26 protein-coding genes and 2 pseudogenes are annotated in these 24,668 nt (G+C 68.1%); 14 read left to right on the top strand and 14 right to left on the bottom strand.

Translation table 11 applies throughout. From position 1 onward, the window contains the following. The first annotated feature begins 10 nt into the window (after positions 1–10). From QM748_RS16045 to QM748_RS16025, 5 genes are read left to right on the top strand one after another with little or no spacing between them, the layout of a single operon-like run. The gene (locus tag QM748_RS16045; protein WP_415247907.1) at positions 11–295 is read left to right on the top strand and encodes a phosphopantetheine-binding protein; all 285 of its coding nucleotides are present in this window, start codon (positions 11–13) and stop codon (positions 293–295) included. After that, positions 292–966 (top strand): hypothetical protein, encoded by a 675-nt coding sequence (locus QM748_RS16040; RefSeq protein WP_415247906.1) that lies wholly within the window; start codon positions 292–294, stop codon positions 964–966. The genes QM748_RS16045 and QM748_RS16040 overlap by 4 nt, the downstream gene beginning before the upstream one ends. After that, positions 963–2,312, top strand: coding sequence for an AMP-binding protein (locus QM748_RS16035; protein ID WP_415247905.1), 1,350 nt, complete (start codon positions 963–965; stop codon positions 2,310–2,312). The genes QM748_RS16040 and QM748_RS16035 overlap by 4 nt, the downstream gene beginning before the upstream one ends. Continuing rightward, a complete protein-coding gene (locus QM748_RS16030; protein ID WP_415247904.1) occupies positions 2,305–2,610 on the top strand; it encodes a 3-hydroxyacyl-ACP dehydratase FabZ family protein in 306 nt (101 codons plus the stop codon). Before QM748_RS16035 ends, QM748_RS16030 begins: the two co-directional genes overlap by 8 nt. After that, the gene (locus QM748_RS16025; RefSeq protein WP_415247903.1) at positions 2,607–3,509 is read left to right on the top strand and encodes an acyl-CoA synthetase; all 903 of its coding nucleotides are present in this window, start codon (positions 2,607–2,609) and stop codon (positions 3,507–3,509) included. Before QM748_RS16030 ends, QM748_RS16025 begins: the two co-directional genes overlap by 4 nt. On the opposite strand, the gene QM748_RS16020 is transcribed toward QM748_RS16025, so the two are convergent. After that, the gene (locus QM748_RS16020; RefSeq protein ID WP_415247902.1) at positions 3,467–3,847 is read right to left on the bottom strand and encodes a hypothetical protein; all 381 of its coding nucleotides are present in this window, start codon (positions 3,845–3,847) and stop codon (positions 3,467–3,469) included. The two genes, QM748_RS16025 and QM748_RS16020, sit on opposite strands and share 43 nt — an antisense overlap. Here QM748_RS16020 and QM748_RS16015 point away from each other — a divergent pair. The 9 genes and pseudogenes from QM748_RS16015 to QM748_RS15975 all read left to right on the top strand — a co-directional run. Then, complete coding sequence (locus QM748_RS16015) at positions 3,846–4,079, top strand: LolA-related protein (RefSeq protein ID WP_415248084.1); 234 nt, start codon at positions 3,846–3,848, stop codon at positions 4,077–4,079. The two genes, QM748_RS16020 and QM748_RS16015, sit on opposite strands and share 2 nt — an antisense overlap. Beyond that, the gene (locus QM748_RS16010; RefSeq protein WP_415247901.1) at positions 4,076–6,424 is read left to right on the top strand and encodes an MMPL family transporter; all 2,349 of its coding nucleotides are present in this window, start codon (positions 4,076–4,078) and stop codon (positions 6,422–6,424) included. Before QM748_RS16015 ends, QM748_RS16010 begins: the two co-directional genes overlap by 4 nt. A 22-nt stretch (positions 6,425–6,446) precedes the next feature. After that, on the top strand, positions 6,447–7,247 hold the full coding sequence (locus QM748_RS16005) for a polysaccharide deacetylase family protein (protein ID WP_415247900.1): 801 nt from the start codon (positions 6,447–6,449) through the stop codon (positions 7,245–7,247). Beyond that, positions 7,244–7,978 carry a class I SAM-dependent methyltransferase gene (locus QM748_RS16000; RefSeq protein WP_415247899.1) on the top strand — a complete coding sequence of 245 codons (735 nt, stop codon included), beginning with the start codon at positions 7,244–7,246 and terminating at the stop codon, positions 7,976–7,978. The genes QM748_RS16005 and QM748_RS16000 overlap by 4 nt, the downstream gene beginning before the upstream one ends. 68 nt (positions 7,979–8,046) lie before the next feature. After that, complete coding sequence (locus QM748_RS15995; protein WP_415247898.1) at positions 8,047–9,237, top strand: beta-ketoacyl-[acyl-carrier-protein] synthase family protein; 1,191 nt, start codon at positions 8,047–8,049, stop codon at positions 9,235–9,237. Continuing rightward, positions 9,234–10,064, top strand: coding sequence for a beta-ketoacyl synthase chain length factor (locus QM748_RS15990; RefSeq protein WP_415247897.1), 831 nt, complete (start codon positions 9,234–9,236; stop codon positions 10,062–10,064). Before QM748_RS15995 ends, QM748_RS15990 begins: the two co-directional genes overlap by 4 nt. After that, entirely contained in the window at positions 10,058–10,510 is a 453-nt protein-coding gene (locus QM748_RS15985) for a 3-hydroxylacyl-ACP dehydratase (protein WP_415247896.1), read from the top strand. Before QM748_RS15990 ends, QM748_RS15985 begins: the two co-directional genes overlap by 7 nt. Further along, positions 10,507–11,226: a 3-oxoacyl-ACP reductase FabG gene (gene fabG / locus QM748_RS15980; RefSeq protein WP_415247895.1), complete on the top strand. Its 720-nt coding sequence runs from the start codon at positions 10,507–10,509 to the stop codon at positions 11,224–11,226. The genes QM748_RS15985 and fabG overlap by 4 nt, the downstream gene beginning before the upstream one ends. A 154-nt stretch (positions 11,227–11,380) precedes the next feature. Further along, positions 11,381–11,845 (top strand): annotated as a pseudogene (locus QM748_RS15975) (penicillin-binding transpeptidase domain-containing protein); the annotation flags it as partial. 74 nt (positions 11,846–11,919) lie between these two features. Here the strand turns inward: QM748_RS15975 and QM748_RS15970 are convergent. The 13 genes and pseudogenes from QM748_RS15970 to QM748_RS15910 all read right to left on the bottom strand — a co-directional run bounded on the left by QM748_RS15970 (position 11,920) and on the right by QM748_RS15910 (position 24,648). Further along, positions 11,920–12,504, bottom strand: a complete 585-nt coding sequence (locus tag QM748_RS15970; protein ID WP_415247894.1) for a hypothetical protein — start codon at positions 12,502–12,504, stop codon at positions 11,920–11,922. Positions 12,505–12,679: 175 nt separating this feature from the next. Beyond that, positions 12,680–13,858, bottom strand: a complete 1,179-nt coding sequence (locus tag QM748_RS15965) for a cation:proton antiporter (RefSeq protein ID WP_415247893.1) — start codon at positions 13,856–13,858, stop codon at positions 12,680–12,682. Beyond that, positions 13,855–14,604, bottom strand: a complete 750-nt coding sequence (locus tag QM748_RS15960) for a class I SAM-dependent methyltransferase (RefSeq protein WP_415247892.1) — start codon at positions 14,602–14,604, stop codon at positions 13,855–13,857. Before QM748_RS15960 ends, QM748_RS15965 begins: the two co-directional genes overlap by 4 nt. Next, entirely contained in the window at positions 14,604–15,389 is a 786-nt protein-coding gene (locus QM748_RS15955; protein ID WP_415247891.1) for a glycosyltransferase family 2 protein, read from the bottom strand. The genes QM748_RS15960 and QM748_RS15955 overlap by 1 nt, the downstream gene beginning before the upstream one ends. Positions 15,390–15,392: 3 nt before the next feature. Continuing rightward, on the bottom strand, positions 15,393–16,175 hold the full coding sequence (locus QM748_RS15950) for a lysophospholipid acyltransferase family protein (protein WP_415247890.1): 783 nt from the start codon (positions 16,173–16,175) through the stop codon (positions 15,393–15,395). After that, positions 16,172–17,167, bottom strand: a complete 996-nt coding sequence (locus QM748_RS15945) for a hypothetical protein (protein ID WP_415247889.1) — start codon at positions 17,165–17,167, stop codon at positions 16,172–16,174. The genes QM748_RS15950 and QM748_RS15945 overlap by 4 nt, the downstream gene beginning before the upstream one ends. Before the next feature lie 57 nt (positions 17,168–17,224). Then, positions 17,225–18,535, bottom strand: a complete 1,311-nt coding sequence (locus QM748_RS15940; protein ID WP_415247888.1) for an NAD(P)/FAD-dependent oxidoreductase — start codon at positions 18,533–18,535, stop codon at positions 17,225–17,227. A 61-nt stretch (positions 18,536–18,596) separates the two neighbouring features. Next, entirely contained in the window at positions 18,597–19,097 is a 501-nt protein-coding gene (gene tpx / locus QM748_RS15935; protein WP_415247887.1) for a thiol peroxidase, read from the bottom strand. Between the two features lie 105 nt (positions 19,098–19,202). Continuing rightward, complete coding sequence (locus QM748_RS15930; RefSeq protein WP_415248092.1) at positions 19,203–19,646, bottom strand: hypothetical protein; 444 nt, start codon at positions 19,644–19,646, stop codon at positions 19,203–19,205. Positions 19,647–20,818: 1,172 nt separating this feature from the next. Continuing rightward, a pseudogene (locus QM748_RS15925) lies at positions 20,819–20,992 on the bottom strand (glycoside hydrolase family 19 protein); the annotation flags it as partial. A 583-nt stretch (positions 20,993–21,575) separates the two neighbouring features. Further along, positions 21,576–22,526 carry an AEC family transporter gene (locus tag QM748_RS15920; RefSeq protein ID WP_415247886.1) on the bottom strand — a complete coding sequence of 317 codons (951 nt, stop codon included), beginning with the start codon at positions 22,524–22,526 and terminating at the stop codon, positions 21,576–21,578. Continuing rightward, complete coding sequence (locus QM748_RS15915) at positions 22,526–23,461, bottom strand: AEC family transporter (protein WP_415247885.1); 936 nt, start codon at positions 23,459–23,461, stop codon at positions 22,526–22,528. The genes QM748_RS15920 and QM748_RS15915 overlap by 1 nt, the downstream gene beginning before the upstream one ends. Positions 23,462–23,493: 32 nt before the next feature. Beyond that, positions 23,494–24,648 (bottom strand): glycerate kinase, encoded by a 1,155-nt coding sequence (locus QM748_RS15910; RefSeq protein WP_415247884.1) that lies wholly within the window; start codon positions 24,646–24,648, stop codon positions 23,494–23,496. Positions 24,649–24,668: the final 20 nt, after the last annotated feature.

Genomic DNA, 24,668 nt, shown 5'->3' with positions numbered 1-24,668 from the left:
GAAACCCACCATGTCCTCGACACCCGCCCCCGAAGCTGTTGACGCCCTGCTGCCCGAAGTCGCCCGCTTGATCGTCGAAGCGCTCAACCTCGACATGAACGCGGACGAGATCGAAGCCGATGCGCCGCTGTTCGGCGACGGCCTCGGGCTGGATTCGATCGACGTGCTCGAAATCGCGCTTGAAGTTTCCAAGCGCTACGGCTTTCAGTTGCGCTCGGACGACGAGAACAACGTCCGCATCTTCGCTTCGCTGCGCGCCCTGACGACACACATCGCCGCCAACCGAAGCAAATGAGGTCTGCGGACACGGCCGATCTGCTGCGCGGCCTGGCCGTGCTGCCGCTACTGGCCGTGTGGGCGCTGGCCTCGCATTACAGCAGCGCGGGCGACGTCCACCCCGCTTTTGGCGCCGCGCTCGGCGTGGCGCCGCTGGCGATCGCCGCCGCGCTGCTGCTGTGGCGCATCCCGTCCGTACCACTACGCTACGCCGCCTGTGCCGCCGGTGCGGCCTTGCTGGTATGGCTGTGGCCGCAACTGCTGCACAACATCGCGCTGCTCTACTACCTGCAGCATCTCGGCAGCCACGTCGCGCTCGGCATGGTGTTCGGCCAGACGCTGCTCGGCCCCGGCGAAGCGCTGATCACCCGCCTCGCCCGCGCCATCCAGCCCGGCGGCCAGCTCTCCGAACGCCAGATCCGCTACACCCGCCGAGTCAGCATCGTGTGGACGGCCTTCTTCTTCGGCAACGCCCTGCTGTTGACGCTGCTGTTCGCCTTCGCCCCTACCGCCGTGTGGTCCATCCACGCCAACCTGCTGACCGGGCCGCTGATCGGCCTGGTCTTCCTGGTCGAATACCTGATCCGGCTGCGCGTGCTGTCGCCACAGGAACGCCCCGGCTTCGTCTCCGCGATCCGCGCCTGGCGCAGCCACGCGCCGCAATCGAAAACCTCCAGAACCGTTTCATGAGCCAGCGCCTGCCCCTGTTCACCCGCCGCCACCCGGACGACACCCTGGCCTGGCGCAGCGACGGCCCGGTCAGCGTGCGCCGCTTCCTCGCCGAAGCGCATGCCCTCGCGGCCCGGCTGCCGGCCGGCGACTGGCTGCTCAACGTGTGCAGCGACCGCTACCGCTTCGCTGTCGGTTTCGTCGCCGGCCTGCTGGCGGGCAAGACCAGCCTGCAGCCCGCATCGCAAACCACCGACACGCTGGCCGACATCGCCGCCCGCCATCCCGGCACCTGCTGTCTGCGCGACGACGATTTCGCCGCCGCCGGCGAGCTGCCCTGCATCGACTTCCCCGCGCTGACGCCTTCCGCCGCCGATGAAGCCGCCGCAGCGGAAATGCCCGAGATCGACGCCGGGCGGATTGTCGCCATCCTGTTCACCTCCGGCTCCACCGGCAAGCCGCAGGCCCAGCGCAAGACCTGGGGCAGGCTGGTCGCCAACGCCCAGGCCGGCGCCGACCGCCTCGGCCTGGACGAGCGGCCGATGAACATCGTCGCCACCGTGCCGGCCCAGCACAGCTACGGCTTCGAATCGAGTTTCCTGCCCGCCTTCCACGACGGCAGCCCGTTCTGGGCCGGCAAGCCCTTCTATCCGCAGGACGTCACCAACGCGCTCGCCGCCGTACCCCGGCCCCGGCTGCTGGTGACGACGCCCTTCCACCTGTCGACCCTGCTCGATGCCGGCATCCCGCTGCCGGAAATCGACGTGATCCTGTCGGCCACCGCACCGCTGTCCGCCGAACTCGCCGCCCGTGCCGAAGCCCGCTGCAAGGCGCCGGTGCTGGAAATATACGGCTCGACCGAAAGCGGCCAGCTCGCCAGCCGGCGCACCACCGCCGGCCCCCAGTGGACGCTGCTGGCCGGCGTGTCGCTGACGCAGTCCGGCGACACCACCACCGCCAGCGGCAGGCACGTCGAAGGCGAAGTGCCGCTGGGCGACATCATCGAATGCCTGCCGGACGGCCGCTTCACCCTCACCGGCCGCCATGCCGACATGATCAACATCGCCGGCAAGCGCACTTCGCTGGCCTGGCTCAACCACAAGCTCTGCGCGCTGCCCGGCGTGCGCGACGGCGCCTTCTTCCTGCCCGACACCGCGCCGCAGCGGCACATCACCCGGCTGGCCGCCTGCGTCTGCGCCCCAGGCATGGATCGCGCGCAGATGCTGGCGGCGCTGCGCCCGCACATCGACCCGGCGTTCATGCCGCGCCCATTGATCCTGTGCGATTCACTGCCGCGCAACACCACCGGCAAGCTGACGCGCGACGCCTTGCAGGCGCTGCTGGCCGGATCGAAGAAAGATGCCTGAAACGAGCACCGCCTTCAGTTGGGAAGTGCCGGCCGATCATCCCGCCTTTGCCGGCCACTTCCCCGACAAGCCGATCCTGCCCGGCGTGGTGCTGCTCGACCGTGCCCTGCTGCTGGCCGAAGCCGCCTTTCCCGACAAGACCATCCGGCAGATCGGCAACGCCAAGTTCCTCAGCCCGGTCGCGCCCGGCGAGCACCTGCGCTTCAGCTTCCGCGCAGGTGTACGCGGCAGCATCGCCTTCGAGATCGATTGCGCCGGGCGCGTGGTCGCCAGCGGCAGCCTGATACCCGCGTCATGACGGAGGGCAGCGGCGACTGGCGCGAGCAGCAGGAGCGCAGCAACCTCGCCATCCTGCGGCTGATGGTGTGGATTTCGCTGAGCTTCGGCCGCGGCATCGGCCGCCTCGTGCTGCGCGGCATCGCGCTCTGGTATCTGCTGCTGGCGCCCCGCGCCCGCCGCGCCAGCAAGGACTACCTGGGCCGGGTGCTCGACCGCAAGCCCGGCTGGCGCGACGGCTACCGCCACATCCTCAGCTTCGCCAGCACGATCCACGACCGCGTCTATCTGCTGAACGACCGCTTCGACCTGTTCGACATCGAAATCGTCGGTGCCGAAGCCTTGCAGGCCGCACTCGCCCGCCAGCCGGGGGCGCTGCTGGTCGGCGCCCATTTCGGCAGCTTCGAGGTGTTGCGCGCCGTGGGGCAGCGCCAGGCAGGGCTGAAGGTGGCGATGCTGATGTACGAGGAAAACGCCCGCAAGATCAATGCCACGCTGAAGGCGATCAACCCGCGCGCCGGCGAGGACATCCTGCCGCTCGGGCGCCTCGATTCGATGCTGGCCGCGCACGACCGCCTCGAACAAGGCTATCTGGTCGGCATGCTCGCCGACCGCGGGCTGGGCGACGATGCCCGCCTCGACTGCGACTTCCTCGGCCAGCCCGCTGCCTTCCCGCTCGGGCCGTGGCGGATGGCGGCGATGCTGAAGCGTCCGGTATTCTTCATGGCCGGCGTGTACCTCGGCGGCAAGCGCTATCGAATACACTTCGAGCCGCTGGCGGATTTTTCTGCGGTGGGGCGTGGAGAGCGCGACGCCGCGATGCAGGCGGCGGCCCGCGCCTACGCCGAACGGCTGGCGGACTTCTGCCGGCGCGCGCCCTACAACTGGTTCAACTTCTTCCCTTTCTGGCATCGAGAATGATCAAGCTCCTGAGCACCGGACTGCTGCTGGGCCTGCTCGGCTTCCCGGCCGTCGCCGCCGCCTTCGATCTCGCGCAGTTGATGGAAGCGCTGTCCCGCCATCCCGGCGGCAAGGCCAGCTTCGTCGAGACCCGCCACCTCGCGCTGCTCGACGCCCCGCTCGTGTCCCGCGGCGAAATGCGCTATTCGCCCCCCGACCGGCTGGAGAAGCGGACCCTCGAACCCACCCCGGAAACCCTGATCCTCGACCATGACCGGCTGACGCTGGAACGCGGCAAGCAGAAGCTCTCGATCGACCTCGCCAGCCAGCCGCAGGCGATGGCTTTCGTCGAACAGCATCCGCGGTACCCTGGCCGGCAAGCGCGAAGCGCTGGAACGCAACTATGCCCTGCATCTGAGCGGCGACGCGGACGACTGGACGCTGAGCCTGCATCCAAGCGACCCGCAGATCGCCGAGTTCGTGCTGCGCATCGACGTCAGCGGCAGCGGCGGCCAGGTCACCACGATCGAATACCTGCAGGCGGACGGCGACCGCTCCAGCATGCGCATCACGCCGCTCGACACACCATGAAAAGCCCCGCCCTGCGCGCCTTCCTGATCTGGCTGGCGGCAACGCTGACCGGCCTGTTCATCGCCCTCAACAGCCGCTTTTCGGCCGACATGAGCTTCTTCCTGCCGTCGAAGCCGACGCCGGAACAGCAGGTACTCGTCGAACAGCTCAAGACCGGCGCCGTCACCCGGATGCTGATGCTCGCCATCACCGACGGCGAGCCCAGACAGCGCGCCGCGGTATCGCGCGAACTGCACCGCCGCCTGGTCGACAGCGGCCTGTTCGTGTCGGTGCAGAACGGCGACAGCAAACACCTCGACACCGACCGCGACCTGCTGATCGCCCACCGCTACCAGCTCAGCCCCGCCGTCGCGCCCGAGCGCTTCACCGTCAACGGCCTGCGCAGCGCCATCGCCGACAGCATCGGCATGCTGGCCTCGCCCGCCGGCGTGCTGCTCAAGCCCTTCTTCACCCGCGACCCGACCGGCGAAGTGGTCGAACTGCTCACCGGCCTCGGCAGCCCGCGCCAGCCCGCCAGCCGCGAAGGCGTGTGGGCCTCGCGCGACGGCAAGCGCGCGATGCTGATCGTGCAGACCCGCGCCGACGGCGCCGACACCGACGGCCAGGAAGCCGCCATCAACGCCATCCGCCAGGCTTTCGACGACAGCGCAAAGACCCTGGGGGTCAGCGGGCTGGGCCTGAGTCTGTCCGGCCCCGGCCATTTCGCCGTCCAGTCGCGCGGCAAGATCAAGCAGGAAATCTTCACCCTCAGCCTGATCAGCGGCGCAGCGATCATCTTCGTACTGGCGCTGGTCTATCGCCGCCCGCGGCCGATCGTGCTCAGCCTGCTGCCCATCATCAGCGGCATCGTCGCCGGCGTCGCCGCGGTCGGCCTCGCCTACGGCACGGTGTTCGGCATCACCGTCGGCTTCGGCGCCGCGCTGATCGGCGAGTCTGTAGACTATTCGACCTATTACTTCATGCAGTCGGGCCGGCTCGGCCTCGCCACCTGGCGCGAGCGCTTCTGGCCGACCATCCACCTCGGCGTCACCACCTCGATCTGCGGCTTCGGCTGCCTGCTCTTCGCCGGCTTTCCCGGCCTCGCCCAGCTCGGCCTGTATTCGCTGGCCGGCGTCGGCGCCGCCGCCCTCGTCACCCGCTACACGCTGCCGCACCTGGCCGGCCCGATCGCGCCGGTCAACGTTCCGCCAAGCATCGACCACGGCATCGACCGCGCCATCGACTGGCTGCAAAAGCTGCGCTGGCCGGTGCTGGCCCTGGCGCTGGTCGCCACCGTCTGGCTGGCCAGCGAGCGCGACGAACTCTGGCACCCCGACCTGTCGGTGCTGAGCACCGTCAATGAGGAAGAGGCCCGCCTCGACGGCGACCTGCGCGCCGACCTCGAAGCCCCCGATTCGCGCTACCTGGTCGTCGTCAACGGCCCCGACCGCGAAGCCGCGCTGCAAGCCGCCGAACGCGCCGGCCGCGAACTCGACAAGCTGGTCGAGGCCGGCGTGATCGCGGGCTACGACAGCCCGGCCCGCTTCCTGCCCAGCCAGGCCACCCAGCTCGCGCGCCGCGCCGCGCTGCCCGAGCCGGATCAGCTCCGCCAGCGGCTGGCAAGCGCACTGACGGAGCTGCCGCTGTCCGCCAGCCGCCTGGATGCCTTCATCACCGACATCGCCGCCGCCCGCACCGCACCGCCGCTGACCCGCGACGACCTCGCCGGCAGCAATCTCGCGCTCGCCGTCGATGCGCTGACGCTGCAGCGCGAGCAGGGCTGGAGCGTGATGCTGCCGCTGCACCCCGCCGAAGACGCCGATTTCCACATCCCGACCGAGCGCGTCCGCGCCGCGCTGGCCGGCACCGACGGCTTGTTCATCGACCTCAAAGGCGAGTTCGACGCGCTGTACGGCTCCTACCTGAGCGAAGCCATCGTGCTGTCGCTGGCGGGCGTCGGCGGCATCGTACTGATGCTGGCCTGGAGCCTGCGTTCACCGCGCCGCGTCGCCACCGTGATGCTGCCGCTGATCCTCGCCGTCATCTTCGTCATCGCCGGCCTGCACCTGCTGGGCGAGCGCCTGCACCTGCTGCATTTGGTCGGCCTGCTGCTGATCGTCGCGGTCGGCTCCAACTACACCCTGTTCTTCGATCGCGACGCCCGCCAGCCCGAACCGGCCCCCGAAATCCGCGCCTCGATGGGCATCGCCACGCTGACCACCGCAATGGGCTTCGGCACCCTTGCGCTATCCTCGGTGCCGGTACTCAAGGCCGTCGGCCTCACCGTCGGCCCCGGCGCGATCATTTCGCTGCTGCTGGCGGCGATGTTCGTGCCGCGCCCGGCGGCTCAACCACGTTCGCGCTGATGCGGCACTGAAGCCGCCCACCATGCCCCGCCGCTGGACACCTTCCGCCACGCTCAAAGCCAGCCTCGCCGTACATGGCGGCGCGGCGCTGGGCCTGCTCGCCTCGCCCGGCCACTGGCCCTGGGCAGTCGGCGCGCTGGCGGCGAACCACGCCGTGCTCACCACCGCCGGCCTGCTGCCGCGCTCGCAACTGCTCGGCCCCACGCTCACCCGCCTGCCGCCCGCAGCGGCGGCGCAGGGCCAGATCACACTGACATTCGACGACGGCCCCGATCCCGAGATCACGCCCCGCGTGCTCGATCTGCTCGATGCCGCCGGCGTGCGCGCCAGCTTCTTCTGCATCGGCTGGCGCGCGCGCAAGCATCCGGCGCTGTGCCGCGAGATCGCCGAGCGCGGCCACCAGGTCGAGAACCACGGCGACGCCCACTCCAATGTCTTCTCGCTGTTCGGCCCGGGCCGGATGCGGACCGACATCAGCGCCGCCCAGGCCGCGCTCGCCGACATCACCGGCCGTGCGCCGCGCTTCTTCCGCGCCACCGCCGGGCTGCGCAACCCTTTCCTCGACCCGGTGCTCGCCCGGCTCGACCTGCACCTGGCGGCGTGGACGCGACGTGCCTACGACACCCGCTGCGCCGACCCCGATACCGTCTACCGCCGCCTCGTCCACCGCCTCAGCCCCGGCGACATCCTGCTGATGCACGACGGCAACGCCCGCCGCGACGCCGCCGGTCAGCCCGTCATCCTCACCGTACTGCCGCGCATCCTCGCGCGCTTGAACGAATACCCGCTCACCGCCATTCCGCTCGGCGACGCCTGCCCGTGACCGATCAAGCTTTTCTGAACACCCTGCTCGACCAGGCCACCGACCGCTTCCGCGCCAGCGGCCGCTTCGCCTGGCACTACGCGCGCGGCAAGCTTTCCGGCGACTGCATCTTCCGCGAACTGCTGCGCCAGGGCATCTTCCCCGCGCAAGGGCGTTTCCTCGACCTCGGCTGCGGCCAGGGTTCGCTGTTCTCGTGGCTGCTGGCTGCGCGCGAGCTGTACGAACAGGGCGTCTGGCCGGCGGATTGGGCACCCGCGCCGAAGCCGCTGTCGCTGCGCGGGGTGGAGCTGATGCAGAAGGACGTCGACCGCGCCGCGCAGGCGTTCGGCGCGAATCATCCGGTGGTCAGCATCGTCCAGGGCGACATGTGCAAGACGGATTTCGGCCAGGCCGACGTCGTCACCATCCTCGACGCCCTGCATTACTTCGATCACGACGGCCAGCGCGACGTGCTCGGCCGCATCCACGCCGCCCTGCCGCCCGGCGGCGTGTTCGTGACCCGCATCGGCGACGCTGCCGCCGGCCTGCCCTACCACCTGTGCAACCTGACGGATCACGTCGTCACCTTCATGCGCGGCCACCGCCTGCCGCGCCTGTATTGCCGTCCGCTGCCGGAGTGGATCGCGCTGTTGCAAGAGATCGGCTTCGAGGTCGAGCCGATGAAGATGAGCGAAGGCAGACCCTTCGCCAACGTCATGCTCGTGTGCCGTGTGCCCGCGCGCCGAGCCTGAAGCGCAGCCGGGCATCCGCCCTGCGGCCCTCTGCTAGAATCCGGGCCTTCCCTGTTCCGGGCCACGACGTGACGCCACTGCTGCTTTCTTCCTTCACCGCCACGACCTGCCTCGGCCGCGGCCTGGATGCGACGCGCGAGGCGCTGCGCGACGGGCGGAGCGGCTTGCAGCCCTGCGCCTTCGAGACCGTGCAGTTGCCGACCTGGCTCGGCGAAGTCGGCGGGGTCGATGACGAGCGCCTGCCCGGGCACCTCGCCCATTACGATTGCCGCAACAACCGCCTGGCCCGGATCGGCCTGGAGAGCGACGGCTTCGCCGGGCGCGTGCACGAAGCCATCGCCCGCTACGGCAGGAACCGGGTCGGCGTCTTCGTCGGCACCAGCACCGCCGGCATCCTGCAGACCGAGCTCGCCTACCGCTGGCGCGCCCCCATGAGCGGCGCACTGCCGGCCGACTTCGACTACCGCAGGACGCACAACTCCTTTTCGCCGGCCGAATTCACCCGCGACTATTTCGCGCTGGAAGGCATGGCGATGGCGATCTCGACCGCCTGCTCGTCCAGCGCCAAGGTCTTCGCCGCAGCCGCGCGGCAGATCGCGCTGGGCACGATCGACGCCGCCGTCGTCGGCGGTGTTGACAGCCTGTGCCTGACCACGCTGTACGGCTTCGCCTCGCTGCAGCTGACCTCGGCCCAGCCCTGCCGTCCCTACGACGCCGGCCGCGACGGCATCTCGATCGGCGAGGCCGCGGCCTTCGCCCTGCTCGAACGTGCCGACGAGGCCGCCGCGGGCGACATCCTGCTGCAAGGCTGCGGCGAATCCAGCGACGCCTACCACATGTCCTCGCCCCACCCCGAAGGCCTCGGCGCCCGACTGGCGATGAGCGCCGCGCTGCGTTCGGCGGCACTGGATGCCGGCGACATCGGCTACATCAACCTGCATGGCACGGCGACACCGGCCAACGATGCCGCCGAAGGCAAGGCCGTCGCCGCGCTGTTCGGCAAGCGCGTGCCATGCAGCTCGACCAAGGGTGCCACCGGCCACACGCTGGGCGCCGCCGGCGCGGTCGAAGCAGTCGTCTGCGCACTGGCGCTGCAGGAGGGCTGGCTACCCGGCAGTCCCGGCAGCCGGCAGCCCGACCCGGAGATTCCGCTCCAGTACCTCATCGACGCGCGGCCCGCGGAACTGCGCCATGCGCTGTCCAACTCCTTCGGCTTCGGCGGCAGCAATTGCAGCTTGATCTTCGGCGTGGCGCGATGAATACGACGAACACCAATGCGGCCACGCCGCTGCGCGCCTGGGTGGACGGCATCGGCTTCATCGCCCCCGGCCTGCCGGACTGGCCGGCCGCGCGCGCCGTGCTGCGCGGCGAACAGGCCTGGCAGTCGGCCCCCAGCATTCTCCCCGCACCCGGCCTGCTGCCCCCGGCCGAGCGCCGCCGCGCCAGCCGGGTGGTCAAGCTGGCACTGGCACTCGGCCTCGAAGCCGCGGCCCATGCCGAAGCCGACCCGGCCACGCTGGCGACGGTGTTCGCCGCATCGGGCGCCGACGGCCACAACTGCCATGCGCTGTGCGAGCAACTGGCCGGCGACGACCGCCAGATCTCGCCCACGCGCTTCCACAATTCCGTGCATAACGCCGCCGCCGGCTACTGGGGCATCGCCACCCATGCGATGCAGCCCTGCCAGGTGATCTGCGCCTTCGACGCCAGCTTCGGCGCCGGCCTGCTCGATGCGCTGGCCCAGGTCGCCGGCGACGGCGTGCCGGTGCTGCTGATCGCCTACGACAGCGAATACCCGCAGCCGCTGCATGCCAAGCGCGACACGCCCGACTGCGGCGGCGTGGCGCTGCTGCTCAGCCCGGCACCGACTGCGCACTCGCTGGCCGCCATCGAGCTGGCGCCGACCGACGCCGCCGCCGACCGGCTGACCGACCCTGATCTGGCCGGACTGGAAAACCTGCGCACCGCCATCCCGGCGCTACGCGCCCTGCCGCTGCTGGAACACCTCGCCCGCGGCAGCGCGGGCACCGTCACCCTCGACTACCTGCCGCCGATGCAGCTCCGCATCGGCGTCCAGCCATGCTAGACCGCGCCGGCATCGCCGCGCGCATCCCTCACCAGGGCAGCATGTGCCTGCTGGACAGCGCCGTGGCCTGGGACGACGGACACATCCACTGCCGCGCCAGCAGCCATACCAAGGCAGACAATCCATTGCGCGCCGACGGCCGCCTCGGCGCCGCGGCCGGCATCGAATACGCCGCGCAGGCGATGGCCTTGCACGGCGCGCTGCTCGCCGGCCCCGACGGCGCGGCCCGCCAAGGCTATCTGGCGAGCGTGCGCAACGTGCAGCTGAACACCGCACGCCTGGACGATCTGCCCGGCCCGCTCGACGTCCATGCCGAACGCCTGTCCGGCGACAGCGGCACCATCCTCTACCAGTTCAGGCTCGAACACGCCGGCCGCACGCTGCTCGCAGGCCGCGCCGTGGTCGTCATGGACGCCGGGCGTCCCACCCTGGAGCACTCCGCATGAAACGCGCCCTCGTCACCGGCGGCAGCGGCGGCATCGGCGCCGCCATCTGCCGTCGGCTCGCGACCGACGGCCTGCACGTCATCGTCCATGCCAACCGCGGCCTCGACCGCGCCGAGGCCATCGCCGCCGACATCCGCAGCAAGGGCGGCAGTGCCGAAGCCGTCGCCTTCGATCTGACCGATGGTGCAGCCACCGCCGCCGTGCTCGAAACCCTGCTCGCGGCCGGCACCATCCAGGTGCTGGTCAACAACGCCGGCATCCACGACGACGCAGTGCTGCCCGGCATGAGCGCCGCGCAGTGGCACAAGGTCATCGACGTGTCGCTGAACGGCTTCTTCAACGTCACCCAGCCGCTCAGCCTGCCGATGATCCGCAGCCGCTGGGGCCGCATCATCAACATCTCGTCGATCGCGGCCATCACCGGCAACCGCGGCCAGGTCAATTACTCGGCCGCCAAGGGTGCGCTGCACGCCGCCACCAAGTCGCTCGCGCTCGAAGTCGCCAGCCGCGGCATCACCGTCAACGCCGTCGCCCCCGGCATCATCGCCACCGACATGATCGACGGCCACTTCGACGCCGACGCGATCAGGAAGCTGGTGCCGATGCAGCGCGCCGGACGGCCCGAGGAAGTCGCCGAACTCGTCGCCTTCCTCGCTTCGGACAAGGCGGCCTATATTTCCGGGCAGGTGATTTCGATCAACGGGGCGATGATCTGAAAGACAGGTGGCGGACCATGACGGAGGGTGTGGAGCCCGGACACGCCTCAGCCCCCGAAGGAAACATCCCATGCCAAGCCGAATCTCCGCCAGCTCCTGTCCTGCCTTTTCCTGATCGCAAGTGCCCATGCACAAGGCTGCATCCGTAGCAGCCGTTTTCGATCAGGCACGCTTGGAAAAGCGCTATTCGCCTGCCTCAAGCTTCAAGATTCCACATACGCTGTTTGCCCTCGATGCCGGCGTCGTGCGCGACGAGTTTCAGGTCTTCCGCTGGGACGGCATCGAGCGGAGCTTCGCGGAGCACAACCAGGATCAGGTCGCGTTTCTCCAGCAGCTCTACCGGAACGCACAGCCCTTCCGGGTGGAGCATCAGCGTCTGGACAAGGAGCTGATGATCGTCGAAGCCGGACGCAACTGGACCCTGCTCGCCAAGACCGGCTGGGAAGGGCGCACGGGCTGGTGGGTCGGCTGGGTGGAATGGCCGAACGGCCCGGTGTTCTTCGCGCTGAAAATCGACACCCCGAACAGGCTGGATGACCTTTTCAAGCGGGAAGCCGTTGCGCGGTCGACTCTGCGTGCCATCGAGGCGCTGCCGCCCGCTCCGGATACGGCGCATTGACCGGCCATGTCGATCCCCTGCGATCGCCATACCCTCGCCGGGCGGGGTATCGGCGTCGGTGAACCCCATCGGCATCAATGAAGCTGCTTCAATGCAGGCTGCCCGGATTCCTGGAAAAAATCGTGCGCCTGCGCAAGGCGGCTCTCCAGTTCGTCTTTGGACAATACGCCCTGCTCATGCAGCCACGAAAATTTCGCGATTTCCTCATCGAGCGTATTCCGCGTATCCAGGCTACCGTACAGCGCAAGCAGCCGGTCCTTTCTCCGCCGTTTGATTTCGTCAACGATACGATCGTGCTTGTCGTCCCGAATCACGAAGACGTTGCCTTCCTGCGCGCGGAAAACGGAATACTCGACGGTCAACCAGCGGTACCAGACGAGGCAGATTGCGCCGATCAGGAGCCAGAAGCCCCGCCCCTGAATCGAGTCGCCGGCGGTGATTGCATACCCCAATTGCAGGACACCGATCAGGCACCAGATCAGCCCGGCATTACGCAGCCAGTCCTTGCGCTCGATCGAAATCGAAGCCTTTGTCGGGAACCCGGCGTATTGCACGTCGATATCACCGGACCCTGATTTATCCCTGTAGGCATAATTGAAGCTGTCGGCGCCGAACGTGAACTTCAACTGACTGGATCGTTTTTTCTGGCTGACTTCCACGACTGCATCCTTCTGCGGGTTGTTCCGGGTGCCCAGGCAGGTCACTTGCTGGCTGCAATGTCACTCGATACCGGCATCCACCGGACATTTGGAAGCAGACATCGCCGACCCGGCATGATAGCGGAGGCCGGCACCCGGAAACTGGCATGAGGCAGACGCCCCGGACCGCCTGCGCTCACCCGCCCCGCAGCCTGGGCGCCACCTTCGGCACCGTCAGCATGGTGCTCGCCACCGCCATCAGCAGCAGCGCGGTGAAGGTTTCGCTGGAGATGATGTGGCGATCCAGCAGCACGTTGGCGAAGATGATCATGATCAGCGCCTTGGTCTGCAGCAGCCAACCGATGATCGTGGCTTCGCCCGGCGGCCATTTCAGGATGCGGCCGGCCAGTTGGACGCCGAGCAGCTTGCCGGCCACCGAGGCGGCGAGCAGCAGTGCGGCAGCGGCGAAGACGGCACCGCCGCCGACCTCCCAGTTCGTGCGCAGACCGGTTGACAGGAAGAAAACCGGCATCAGCGCCAGCAGCACGTGGTGGCGCAGCAGGTCCATCCTTTCCTGGTCGAACCACCTGGATTCCATCGCCGCGCCGGCCAGGAAAGCGCCGACCATGCTGTGCAGGCCGGCCCAGTCGGCGGCGAAACCGCACACCGCCAGCCAGATCAGCGCCAGGTACCAGCGGTCGCGCTCGGCGACGGCTGCCATCAGCCGGCGGAACAGCCAGGTGGCGACGGCAAAGCCGATCAGGAAGATCACCTGCTTGCCGACCCGCTGCCAGTCCATCAGGATCAGCGCCAGCACCGCCCAGATGGCGATGTCGTCCAGGCTGGCGTAGCGCAGGATGCGCTGGCCGAGCGGCTGGCGCAGGATGTCCATCTTTTCCATCAGCAGGATCAGGATGGGCAGCGCCGTCACCGCACAGGCCATGCCGATGCCGAGCACGAACTGCCAGTGCTCGCCCTGGCCGCCGAGCCAGCCCTTGCCCGTCAGCAGCATCACGACGGCCGCCGCGGCACCGAAGACGAAAGGCACGCCCAGCGCCAGCCCCGCGGTAATGCCGCTTTCGCGGCGGTGCTGCCAGGCTTTGCCGAGGTCGAGCTCAATACCGGCGATCATCACGAACAGCATCACGCCCCACCAGGCGATGCCGGTCAGGGTCTGCACCACCGCCGGGGTGAACACGAAGTGGTAGTAGTCGGGGAAGGCCGCGCCGAGCACACCCGGCCCAAGCAGGATGCCGGTCAGGATCTGGATGACGACCAGCGGCGCGTAATAGTCGGTGTTGCCCAGGCGCCAGATCAGCCAGGGCAGGGCGAAGATCATCGCCATGGCGATGAGGAAAAGCTCGGTGGTGTTCATGCCTTGCGTCCGGTGTACTCCCGGAAGATGCCGAAGGTCAGCGCACAATCGACATCGACGAAACCGGCGCGCCGCAGCGCGGCCAGAATGGATTCCGGATCGGCGGCGGCATCGATGGTGTCGCCGTAGTATTCCCACAGGCGCCGCACGTCGGCGGCCTGGCCGGACAGGCGCGCGACCACCGGCACGACGCCGCCGATGTAGGCGCGCAGCGCAAGTTGCCCGAGGCGGCTTGCCGGACGGCTGATTTCCATCAGGCAGACGCGGCCGCCCGGCTTCAGCACGCGGAAATACTCGCCGAACGCGGCGTCCATGTCGCCTACGTGGCGCAGCGCATAGCCCATCGAGACGAAATCGACGCTGGCGTCGGGCAACGGGATCGACTCGGCATAAGCAGTCAGGGTTTCGACGTCGAGCTTCTTCTTCAGCTCGGTCAGCATGCCAGGCGAGGGGTCGAGCGCCACCACGCGGCCTTGCGGCCCCACGAGCTGGTGGGCTTCGACCGTGACCAGGCCGGTGCCGGCAGCCACGTCCAGCACCGCCATGCCGGACCGCACGCCGTTGCGGCGCAGGACTTCGCGCCGATACCAGCGCCCGCTGCCGAGCGCGGTGATGCGGTCGGCCTGATCGTAGCCGGCCGCGGCTTCGTCGAACATCTCCCGCGTCACGCTGCGCCGTTCGCCTTCGTCGGCAAAATAGGCGTCCAGACGGGCATCGTCCTTGAGCGCGGAATTTTTCTTGGTCATCAGGGGATATCTCGACGGGAAGAAAGGCGGCGCAGCAGCAGGGCGGGCAGGCGGCCGAGGAAGCCGAAGAACAAGCGGGTGTGCATACCGGTCAGCAGCACGTTGTCGCGCAGGTAGCGGAAATGCGACACGCCGCCTTCACTGGCGCTGAGGTAGCGCACCGGCGCGGCGAGGTTGATCGGCCGCACGCCGGCCCAGCACAGGCGCACGACGGCCTCGGGATCGAAGTCGAAGCGGCGCATCCAGCGGCTGCCGCGCATGATGCGGATCAGCGACGCCATCGGATACACGCGAAAGCCGTACAGCGAATCGCCGATGCCCATCCACAGGGTTTCGAAGTTGGCCCACCAGTTCGACACCTTGCGGCCATTGACGCGCAGTGCCGGCGCATCGGCACCGAACACCGGCTTGCCCAGCACCATTGCGCCGGGGTCGGCCTGCGAAGCGGCCATGAACTCGGGGATCAGATCGGCCGGATGCTGGCCGTCGGAATCCATCGTCAGCGCATGGGTGAAGCCCTGAGCCGCAGCCCGCTCCATGCCTTCCAGCACCGCTGCGCCCTTGCCGCGGTTCTCGGGCAGCACGATCACGTGCAGCCCTTCGTCCTGTTCCGCGAGCGCCTGCAGCCGCCCGGCGCTGCCATCGGTGCTGCCATCGACCACCACCCACACCGGCGACCATTGCGCGCGCGCGGCACGCACCGTTTCAAGCACGCCGGGGCCGGGGTTGTAGCTGGGGATGAGGACGAGATGGGTACGCGAAGGGGTGCGCGAAGGCTGCGGCATGGTTCAGGCGCTGGCGGGTTGCGGGGCGGGCTCGGCGGCTTCGGTAGCGCCCAGCTCGGCACGCAGGTGGGCTTCCAGTTCGGCGGTGAAGGCGCTGACGTCGGTCGGCGGTGAAAAGCGCCGCCCGAAGCGGATGCGGCAGGACAGCGGCAGCGAGGGCGGCCTGGCCAGCGGCCACGCCTTGCCGAGGTAAGGCGTGGAAAACTCGATCAGCAGCGCCTGCACCGGCACCTTGGCGCGGCCCGCGATCAGGCCGGCGGTCGGCATGCAGCGGTCGAGCGGGAACAGGCGGGTACGGCTGCCTTCGGGGAAGATCACCAGTTGCGCGCCGTCGGCCAGTTCCTTGCGCGCGTCGCGGATCATCTTGAAGGGCGCGTCGTTGCGGATGTAGCGCGCCATGCGGGCGGCGGCGCCGAACAGGATGTTGTCGAGGATGCTGGCCTTCATCACGCAGACGGCGTTGGGCAGGCGCGACAGAATCAGCACCGCATCGAGCAGCGACGGGTGGTTGGCCACCACCACCACCGGCCCGCCGTCGCGCAGGCGGTCGAGTTCGCCGAAGTCGAAGCGGCAGGCGCAGAACACGCGCAGGAACAGCAGGTAGATGCGCAGCCCGGTGAAGATCGCATAGCGGCCGATGCGCTGGGCGAGGCGCTGCGGCAGCAGCGGATTGAGCACCATCGCAAAAGGCAGCCATGTCAGGCAGACCACGGCCAGCGCACCCAGCCCGAGGCACATCGCCACCGCTTCATAGACGCGCCAGATGCGCGTGCACAGGCTTTTCATCGCGCTTGCAAGGCCATCGCCTCGATCTCGACCAGCAGATCGGCACGGCACACGTCGGCTTCGACGTAGCTGACTTCGACCTCGCCGAGCATTTCGCGGACAAGGGCGTCGACCACTGGCAGATCCACGGCATCACGCAGATAGGCGCGGCAGATCAGGGCTTCCGAGCGGAACGGCCCGGTCCGCGCGATACGATTGGCTTCGTCGAGCACGACCAGGATGTTCAGCAGGCTTTCCCGCGTCTGCGCGGCGACGTCGCCGACATGCACCGTATGGTGGCCGACGATGCTGGCAGTGCCGGAAATGAACAGCACTTCCTGCCCCGGCGGATAGGCCAGCGCAGCACGCGAGAAAGTCGGGCTGCGCGGCCCGTAATCCTCGGGATAACGGTAAGCACTGACCTGACGGGGATTCTCTACCGGCACGATCGCCTCCTTGCCGGCCATGAAGGCAATCAATAGCGGGCCGTCGACCAGGCCCAGCGCGCAGGCAGCCGGTATCCGGCAGCCTGCGCCGCGGGCGGCATCGAAGGCGTTCTGCCGCCCGATGTTGAACTGGCGGTAGCGTTCAAGGCCATGGGTTTCACTATTGATCGCCGCCATGTAATTCCATGCCCGCCACAGCTCTGGCAAGCCTTGGGCGTCGAGCAGGCGGAAAATGCGGCGGTAGGCGGCTTCGGCAGCGGCCTGCAAGGGACTGGCCGAAGCGTCGGCGAAATCGGCTTCATCAAGCTCGATCACGCCGTAGAGCAGATCACCGGCCCGCCGCCAGGCGATGCCCTCGTCGTGTCCGCCGATGCAGGGCTGGGACACCCGCCAGAATTCTCGTAGCGGACCGGGCTGGGCGGACGAGGCGGACAGCACCGCCGGCAGCGCCTGTTCAGGCCATTCCGCCGGAGTAGCCGTACCCAAGCGAATACCGCCCAGCACACTGGCAGAGTCGCAAACAGCGCGGAGCGCTTGGGTAGCGGTCTGGAACGACAGGAAGCTCATGCTCTCATCATGCCTCGGTGCGGCAGAATCGGCGAAAGCACGCGATGATACAGGCATTCAGGCCGCTTCTTCCACTCGACGGATGTTGAAGCGGCGGCGCTTCCAGGCAGCGAACGCCCGACGGGGCTGGAACAGATTGGCAGCGTAATACAACACCTTGAAGGCCCACACCGAGGGCCAGATGGGTGTCTTGCCGAAAATGTCGCCCGCCAGCACCGACAGCAAGGCTTCCTGAGTGCGGAAGGCGTTTCTCGGCCCCATGAAGAAATCCCGCATGATCGGGTTGGTCATGCGGTAGATGAACCAGGAGAACACTTTCGGCCCGTGCTTCATGCGGCGATCGAAGTGCTTCAGCGCCGCGCCGGCCCTGGCCGGCTCGCGCAGGCAGGTGTCGATCGTTTCGGACGCCATCAGGCCGCTGTTCATCGCCAGCCAGACACCGGACGAAAACACTGGATCGACGAAGGCGTAGGCGTCACCCAGCATCAGGTAGTTGGGGCCATGATTGCGCCCGGCAGCGTAGGAGAAATTCCCCGTCCCCTCGACCGCATGCACCAGTTCGGCGCCCTCGAGGCGCTCGGCCAGCGGCGGGCAGCTTGCGATGCCGTCGCGCAGGAACTGCTCCAGATTGCGGCTGCCGCGCGTCTTCATGAAATAGGGCCAGGTCACCATGCCGACGCTGGTGACGTCATTCATCATCGGTATGAACCAGAACCAGCCGTGTTCGAACCAGAAGATGGTGATGTTGCCCTCGTCGCTGCCGGTGTTCCGGCGCGCGCCCGAGAAATGGCCGAACACCGCTGCGCTGGTGTGCTTGGGATTGCGGTTCTTGATCTTGAATCGATTGGCGAGGAAGGTGTCGCGGCCCGAGGCATCCACCAGGAAACGCGCCTGCCAGGTCTGCTCACGGCCGTCGTCGTGGGCCGCCTGAACCACCACACGGTCTTCGGCCTCGAAGTTCACCGATTTCGCCCGGCAGCCTTCGACGACTTCGACACCGCGCCGGACGGCGTTGCGCATCAGCACGGCATCGAACTCGGAGCGCAGCACCTGATAGGCGTAGGGCATGGATTTGTTCCACGCCTTGGAGAAATAAAAGGTCTGAGTGTGCGGATGATGCGGGGACACGAACTGCGCCCCCGGTTTCATCATGCCGATCGCTCGCACTTCGTCGGCAATGCCCAGCCGTTCCAGCAAGGGCAGATTGGCAGGCAACAAGGATTCGCCAATGTGGAAACGCGGATAGCGGTCCTTTTCCAGCACGACGACCTTGTAGCCCTTTTCCGCCAGCAGGGGCGCTACCGTGGCTCCGGCCGGTCCCGATCCGATGACCAGGACATCACACACGCCGGATTCTTCTTGCTGCATCTCGCCACTCCGTCGGTAGGCCGCCCCGCGGGCAGGCCGTCGTTTGCGCAAGCGGCGGAGTTTACTTCAACGCAGCCAGTGCAGCAGCGTAGTCCGGCTCCTCCTTGATCTCGGGTACGCGCTGCGAATACACGACCTTGTCATTGGCGTCGAGCACCACTACCGCGCGCGCGGTCACGCCGGCCAGCGGGCCGGAGGTGATGGCAACACCGTAGTCCTGGGCGAAGGCGGAGTTGCGGAAGGTCGACAGCGTCTTGACGTTCTGCAGGCCCTCGGTTTCGCAGAAGCGCTTGGCGGCGAAGGGCAGGTCGGCGGAGACGACCAGCACCACGGTGTCGGCCAGGCTGCTCGCCTCGGTGTTGAACTTGCGCGCAGACGTTGCGCATACCGGCGTGTCGAGGCTGGGGACGATGTTCAGCACCTTGCGCTTGCCGGCAAAGGCGTCGAGGCCGACGTCTGCCAGGTCGGCTCCGGTCAGCTTGAAGGCGGGGGCGGCGTCACCCGCCTGCGGAAAACGGCCAGCCACGTCGATCGGGTTGCCGCCAAGGGTCACAGTGCTCATGCTTGTTGTCCTCTGTCTGTATGGGATCCCGCCGCCTGCCCTTGCGGTACGCCGACGGGGGACGGAAAGACTACACCAAGCCAACGGGGTATGGGGCGATGGCGCTCAGCGCACCGGCTGATCATCGCCAGGACGATCGCGTCCCGGACCCGCACGCCCTGAACCTTCCTCGATCTCGACTTCGCGGATGACCTCCCCCTCGATCACCATGCCGCGCGCGGTCGGCGGATGGTCTCGCATCTGCTTGCGCAGCGCGCGCGTCTTCCACCACAGATAACCCCAGGCCACGGCGCCGACGGTAACGACGACGGCAAAGAAGACCACCGAGAACATCAGTGCCACACCAAACACCGCAACGGTGACGATCGCAGCGATGACCTTCTGCAGCAGGCTGGGCGGAGTGCCGCCACGGGCAGCGAACTGATTGAAAAGACCGGAGAACTTCGGATCTCGATACATGAGGCATCCCATCAAGGTGTCGGGGCCGCTACGGCGGGCCGAAGCGGCAGAATACCGTTTCAGAGACGCATCCCGGGCAAAAGATTCCATCCAGGGCGTGTTTCGCCATGCAACAGTGCGCCGGCGGCCGATCAAGGATGCCGCCAGAATGCGAAGGACTGGAAACGCTCAGCAGTCCACCACGCACCGGCCGAAACCCCCCGGGTGACATTGCGTGTCCCGGCCTGCGACTCGAGCGGGCGCAGAACCTCGCCATCGGCGGCATGCTTCGCTTCGCTCCCCTCCTGTTCGGGCACGACGACACTGATGTGGCCGGAGCTGTTGAGGTCGCGGCGCCTGGCGACGATTACGCAGACTTCACCGCCATTCGCTGCTGCCTGCAGCAGGGTCAGATCAAGCTCGCGCACCCAGCCAAACCCGGTGCCATGCTCGTCGAGCCAGTCGTACAGGGCATTGGCATTCAGTTCACGCACCGTCTGACCGTATCCCACCTCCACGGCTTCGCCCAAGGCCAAACGGCGCAGCGCCGAGTCGCTCCACCACACGTGAGGCAGGTAGGCACCTGCCAGATCCGCATAATCGGCGGCATAGGTGCTGCAGAAGTTCGTGCCGGCTCGTGGCTGGTAACGCAGGTGATCGGCCCTGGCGACATCGAGATAATCGATGATCCTCTGCAGCCCTCCGGCGTCGCGTGCGCCATTGGCTCCAGTACGTGCAGGGCGGTCGGCCTCGCCCAACGGATAAGCCCGCCCCCCATCGCGTACACGGGTGACGTCGGCGCGGTCGGCCTCCAGATGGACTGCGTGCAGCGCTGGCAGCACGTCCATCGCCGGCGCACTGCGGGAACGCTGAGCGCCACGGGTGCGGGAACGCACCGGGCAAGGCTCCAGGTAGCGCTCGGCCAGCACGCCCGCACGGACGACACCATTGAGCAATACATGGACCTCCACCCAGCCATCCACCGCCGCCGGCGCGCGCAGCTCGACTTCAGTACCCTGAGCCAGCGCGGCGAGCAGGCTGCCCGGTGCCACCTGTGGCGTGGAACGCAGATTGAGTTGCAAGGGCACGACACGGTGAGTCGGTGTGAAGGGGGACATCGCCGGCACGAAGCTCCCCGCCAGCCCCAGATCACGCAAGGCCTGGCGCGCTCTTTCGAGCAGTTCGCGGCGATCGGCAAAGCCGTTCAAACCGCCATTGACACGGCGCGTTACCGCTTTCAGATCATCCACGTCGGCCAGCGCGTTCAGATTCTCGCGCTTCCAGAAAAACACCGCGGCATCGACCGCCAGATTGCCGGCAACGAGATCCGGATCGGCCAGCACGTCCCGGCCGCACCATTGCGCAAAGCCGCGGTAGTTGTCCTTGCCCGTCAGCTGGATCAGGCCGCGGCCGCGGTAACGCCAGCCATCGCCGCTCACCGCCGGTCCGTTGCCCATGCGCCCGCCATAAACCCTGCAGGCGATCATTTCCGGCTTGCGCGCACAGACCTCGGCCTCGGCGCGTGTGCCGAAATACCGCGGGAAAACTGTCAGCAATCCGTCCGCCGAATAATTCAGGTTCTCGACAGTCAGCCGCAGACAGCCCGATTCGTGCATCACCTGGGCAAGAAAATGCGCGATGCGCGGCACTGTGTCGATGGCATGGACGGCCATCACCGAATTGAGCGCATCGACGTAACGGTCGGCATTGGCGCTGCTCGCGCCCATCCGGGTAAGCACCTCGCGTGTGATCAGCATGCCGCACCCCCTGAAAGCGCCTGCCACACGGCATTTGCGCACTTTCACTAAAGTTCAGCATGAGGGCCAATGCAAGCGGGGCGTGGTGCCTCTTGAGGGCGGAGGCGCGCAAGGTGTCGAGGTTGCGGTCCAGATCATCGATCTCGCCCCCTTCCAGCTGTGCGCAGGCCCAGCACGGCAACCGGGTGGAGACAGCGTTCGGCCGGAGCTGCCCGATCTACGTGCCCCTTCCGAAACCAGGTCCTCGTGACTTCGCTTGCCGTCAATGCATAGCCTCAATCACTCAGATCAGCCCGCCACTCCGCAATACCATCACCCCCAAGCTGGTCGTCAGCAACGAGCCCAGCGTCGTCAGCGCGATGATGTTCGCCGCCAGCGTGGCGTTGCCGCCCATCGCCCGCACCATCACGTAACCGGCGGCAGCCGACGGTGCCGAGGCCATCAGCATCAGGATGCCCAGTTCGATGCCGCGGAAACCCAGCGCCACCGCGCCCAGCGTCAGCAGCACCGGCACGATCACCAGCTTGCCGAGCGCGGCCAGCGTAGTGCTGGCGATTTCCGAGCGCAGGCTGCGGAAGTCGAGCGAGGCGCCGGTGCATAGCAAGGCCAGCGGCAGCGTCATGTCGGCGAGGTACTGGGCCGAACTCAGCGCCAGCGCCGGCAGGCGGATTTCCAGCGCCGACACCGGCAGCGCGAGCAGGATGCCGATGATCAGCGGGTTGGTAGCAATGCCGCGCACGATCCTGCCGATGCCCTGGCTGCGGTGCAGCGAGCGGCTGAGGGTGATGACGGCGAGCACGTTGACCAGGATCGTGACCAGGCCGAGGTAGAGCGAGGCCGCGGCAAGCCCGGCGTCGCCGTAGGCGTTGACGCAGTAGGCCAGGCCGACGACGCCGAAGTTGGAACGGAATGCACCCTGCACCACCACGCCGCGGTCGCGTTCGGACGGCACGATGAATTTCGCCGCCCATTCGAGCACCAGATAGATGAGCAGCGTCGCCGCCAGGCCATAGGCGATCATGCCGGCATTGGCCGATTCGGCGATGCGCGTCTTGGCGATACTGGTGAACAGCAGCGTGGGCAGGGCGATGGTGAACACCAGCCTGGAGCCGGCGTCGATGAAGCCGTCGGTCAGCATGCCGGTGCGGCGCAGCAGCACGCCCAGGCCGAGCAGCACGAAGATCGGCCCGGTGACCGAAAACGAAAAGCTGAGGATCGCGAGGAAGTCGGACATCAGGGCCGCAGCAGGAACAGCAGTGCCGTCAGCGTGACCACCGACAGCAGCGTGGACAGGAACACCGCCGAGGCGACCGAGGACTGGCAGACGTTGTAGCGCTGGGCGAAGAGATAAGGTGTGATCCCGGCCGGCAGCGCCGCCAGCAGCACGCCGGTCGCCACCCATAGCGGCGGCACCTCGAACACCTGGGTCGCCAGCAGCCACACCAGCAGCGGCAGTCCCACCGTCTTCAGCGCCACCAGCACCAGCGGTTCGCGCAGGTTGCCGCCCAGGCTGTAGCGCGTCAGCGAGGCGCCGAGCGCGAACAGCGCGCAGGGCGTGGCCGCGGCGCCCAGGCCGCCGGCCACCGAATCGAGCGGACCGGGCAAGGGCACGCCGGACAGCGCAAATGCCAGGCCGCAGCTCAGCCCCCAGATGATCGGCGTCGCCAGCACGCTCTTGCCCAGCTTCAGCAGCGTCGCCGCCGCCGACTGCTGGCCGCCGCGCGCCGCCTCGATCAGCGCGGTGGTCGGCGGCAGCATCAGCAGGCTGTGGCAGGCGATCATGACGAACAGCGGCAGCGCCGCCGACGGACCGTAGGCCGTCATCACCAGCGGAATGCCGAGCATGCCGGTGTTGGAGAAGCCGGCGCCGAGGCCGAGCACCGCCTGCTCGTCCAGCCGGCGCCCGAACAGCAGCCGCCCGGCCAGCATCGCCAGCCCGAACACCGCGAACGCACCGATGTAGTAGGACAGCAGATAACCCCAGGGCATCGCCGCGGGCAGTTCGGCCTGGGCGATGGCGCGGAACAGCATCAGCGGCAGGGCGAAGTTGAACACGAACAGCGACAGCCCGCGATTGGCCGCCTCGTCGAACACGCCACAGCGCGCCGCGACATAGCCGAGGCCGAGCGTGCCGAAGACCGGCAGGATGATGCCGAAGATGATGTCCAAGACGGCTCTATGGGCGGAAGCTCAGGGGGCGCTCATGGTAACGCAGGCGCGCCACGGCCGATGCGCAGCGTGGCAGCCACGTTGCGGGCGGTGAGTTCGACGTTCGCCGCCGCATCGCTCAGCGCCTCTTCAAGCGTGCAGGGACGGCAGAGCACGCTGAACACCGCGTCGATGCCGTGCTCGTGCACGACGCCGACGTTGGCGCCGAGCGAGCCGGCGATGCCGATCACCGGCTTGCCGTGGCGCTTGGCGACGCGGGCGACGCCGATCGGCGTCTTGCCATGCACGGTCTGGAAGTCGATGCGGCCCTCGCCGGTGACGACGAGATCGGCATCGCGCACGTGGCGGTCGAGATCGACCGCGGCGGTGACGATCTCGATGCCCGGCTTCAGCACCGCGCCGAAGAAGGCGAGCATCGCCGCCCCCATGCCGCCGGCCGCGCCGGCGCCCTGCACCTGGTCCACCGCCACGCCGAGGTCGCGCTCGACGATGCGGGCGAAGCGGGCGAGGTTGTCGTCCAGGACCCGCACCATGTCCGGCGTCGCGCCCTTCTGCGGGCCGAACACCGCCGAGGCCCCGCGTGGGCCGGTGAGCGGGTTGTCCACGTCGCAGGCGACTTCGATGCAGCATTCGGCCAGGCGCGGATCGAGCGCGGAGACGTCGATTCGCTCCAGTTCGGCCAGCAGACCGCCGCCCGGCCCCAGCTCACGGCCGTCGGCGTTCAGCAGCCGCGCGCCCAGCGCCTGCACCATGCCGGCGCCGCCGTCGTTGGTGGCGCTGCCGCCGATGCCGAGGATGAAGCGCCGTGCGCCGGCGTCGAGCGCGGCGCGGATCAGCTCGCCGGTGCCGCGCGAGGTGGTGCGCAGCGGATCGCGCTGCGCCGGCGGCACCAGCATCAGGCCGCTGGCGGCTGCCATCTCGATCACCGCGGTGGCACCGTCGCCGGTGAGGCCGTAGAAAGCCGGCACGCTGTCGCCCAGCGGGCCGGTGACGGCGGCTTCCAGGCGACGTCCGCCGGTGGCGGCCACCATCGCGTCAACCGTGCCTTCGCCGCCATCGGCGACCGGCACCAGCACGTATTCGGCCTGCGGAAAGACAGCGCGGAAGCCGGCCTCGACCGCTTGGGCGACTTCCAGCGCGGACAGGCTTTCCTTGTAGGAATCGGGGGCGATGACGATCTTGTTCATGAGCAGGCTCCAGGCGAGGA

This window comes from Thauera sp. (genome assembly GCF_047601425.1).
Lineage (GTDB): Bacteria > Pseudomonadota > Gammaproteobacteria > Burkholderiales > Rhodocyclaceae > Thauera.
Note: the sequence above shows the minus strand (reverse complement) of the source record. Positions and strands in the feature narration are given on the sequence as shown.

Excerpts from the sequence above, each read along its gene's own strand:
- QM748_RS16045 (WP_415247907.1), top strand. The coding sequence starts at position 11 with ATGTCCTCGACACCCGCCCCCGAAGCTGTTGACGCCCTGCTGCCCGAA.
- QM748_RS16040 (WP_415247906.1), top strand. The coding sequence starts at position 292 with ATGAGGTCTGCGGACACGGCCGATCTGCTGCGCGGCCTGGCCGTGCTG.
- QM748_RS16035 (WP_415247905.1), top strand. The coding sequence starts at position 963 with ATGAGCCAGCGCCTGCCCCTGTTCACCCGCCGCCACCCGGACGACACC.
- QM748_RS16030 (WP_415247904.1), top strand. The coding sequence starts at position 2,305 with ATGCCTGAAACGAGCACCGCCTTCAGTTGGGAAGTGCCGGCCGATCAT.
- QM748_RS16025 (WP_415247903.1), top strand. The coding sequence starts at position 2,607 with ATGACGGAGGGCAGCGGCGACTGGCGCGAGCAGCAGGAGCGCAGCAAC.
- QM748_RS16020 (WP_415247902.1), bottom strand. The coding sequence starts at position 3,847 with ATGCTGTTCGACGAAAGCCATCGCCTGCGGCTGGCTGGCGAGGTCGAT.
- QM748_RS16010 (WP_415247901.1), top strand. The coding sequence starts at position 4,076 with ATGAAAAGCCCCGCCCTGCGCGCCTTCCTGATCTGGCTGGCGGCAACG.
- QM748_RS16005 (WP_415247900.1), top strand. The coding sequence starts at position 6,447 with ATGCCCCGCCGCTGGACACCTTCCGCCACGCTCAAAGCCAGCCTCGCC.
- QM748_RS15990 (WP_415247897.1), top strand. The coding sequence starts at position 9,234 with ATGAATACGACGAACACCAATGCGGCCACGCCGCTGCGCGCCTGGGTG.
- QM748_RS15985 (WP_415247896.1), top strand. The coding sequence starts at position 10,058 with ATGCTAGACCGCGCCGGCATCGCCGCGCGCATCCCTCACCAGGGCAGC.
- fabG (WP_415247895.1), top strand. The coding sequence starts at position 10,507 with ATGAAACGCGCCCTCGTCACCGGCGGCAGCGGCGGCATCGGCGCCGCC.
- QM748_RS15965 (WP_415247893.1), bottom strand. The coding sequence starts at position 13,858 with ATGAACACCACCGAGCTTTTCCTCATCGCCATGGCGATGATCTTCGCC.
- QM748_RS15960 (WP_415247892.1), bottom strand. The coding sequence starts at position 14,604 with ATGACCAAGAAAAATTCCGCGCTCAAGGACGATGCCCGTCTGGACGCC.
- QM748_RS15955 (WP_415247891.1), bottom strand. The coding sequence starts at position 15,389 with ATGCCGCAGCCTTCGCGCACCCCTTCGCGTACCCATCTCGTCCTCATC.
- QM748_RS15950 (WP_415247890.1), bottom strand. The coding sequence starts at position 16,175 with ATGAAAAGCCTGTGCACGCGCATCTGGCGCGTCTATGAAGCGGTGGCG.
- QM748_RS15945 (WP_415247889.1), bottom strand. The coding sequence starts at position 17,167 with ATGAGCTTCCTGTCGTTCCAGACCGCTACCCAAGCGCTCCGCGCTGTT.
- QM748_RS15940 (WP_415247888.1), bottom strand. The coding sequence starts at position 18,535 with ATGCAGCAAGAAGAATCCGGCGTGTGTGATGTCCTGGTCATCGGATCG.
- tpx (WP_415247887.1), bottom strand. The coding sequence starts at position 19,097 with ATGAGCACTGTGACCCTTGGCGGCAACCCGATCGACGTGGCTGGCCGT.
- QM748_RS15930 (WP_415248092.1), bottom strand. The coding sequence starts at position 19,646 with ATGGAATCTTTTGCCCGGGATGCGTCTCTGAAACGGTATTCTGCCGCT.
- QM748_RS15920 (WP_415247886.1), bottom strand. The coding sequence starts at position 22,526 with ATGTCCGACTTCCTCGCGATCCTCAGCTTTTCGTTTTCGGTCACCGGG.
- QM748_RS15910 (WP_415247884.1), bottom strand. The coding sequence starts at position 24,648 with ATGAACAAGATCGTCATCGCCCCCGATTCCTACAAGGAAAGCCTGTCC.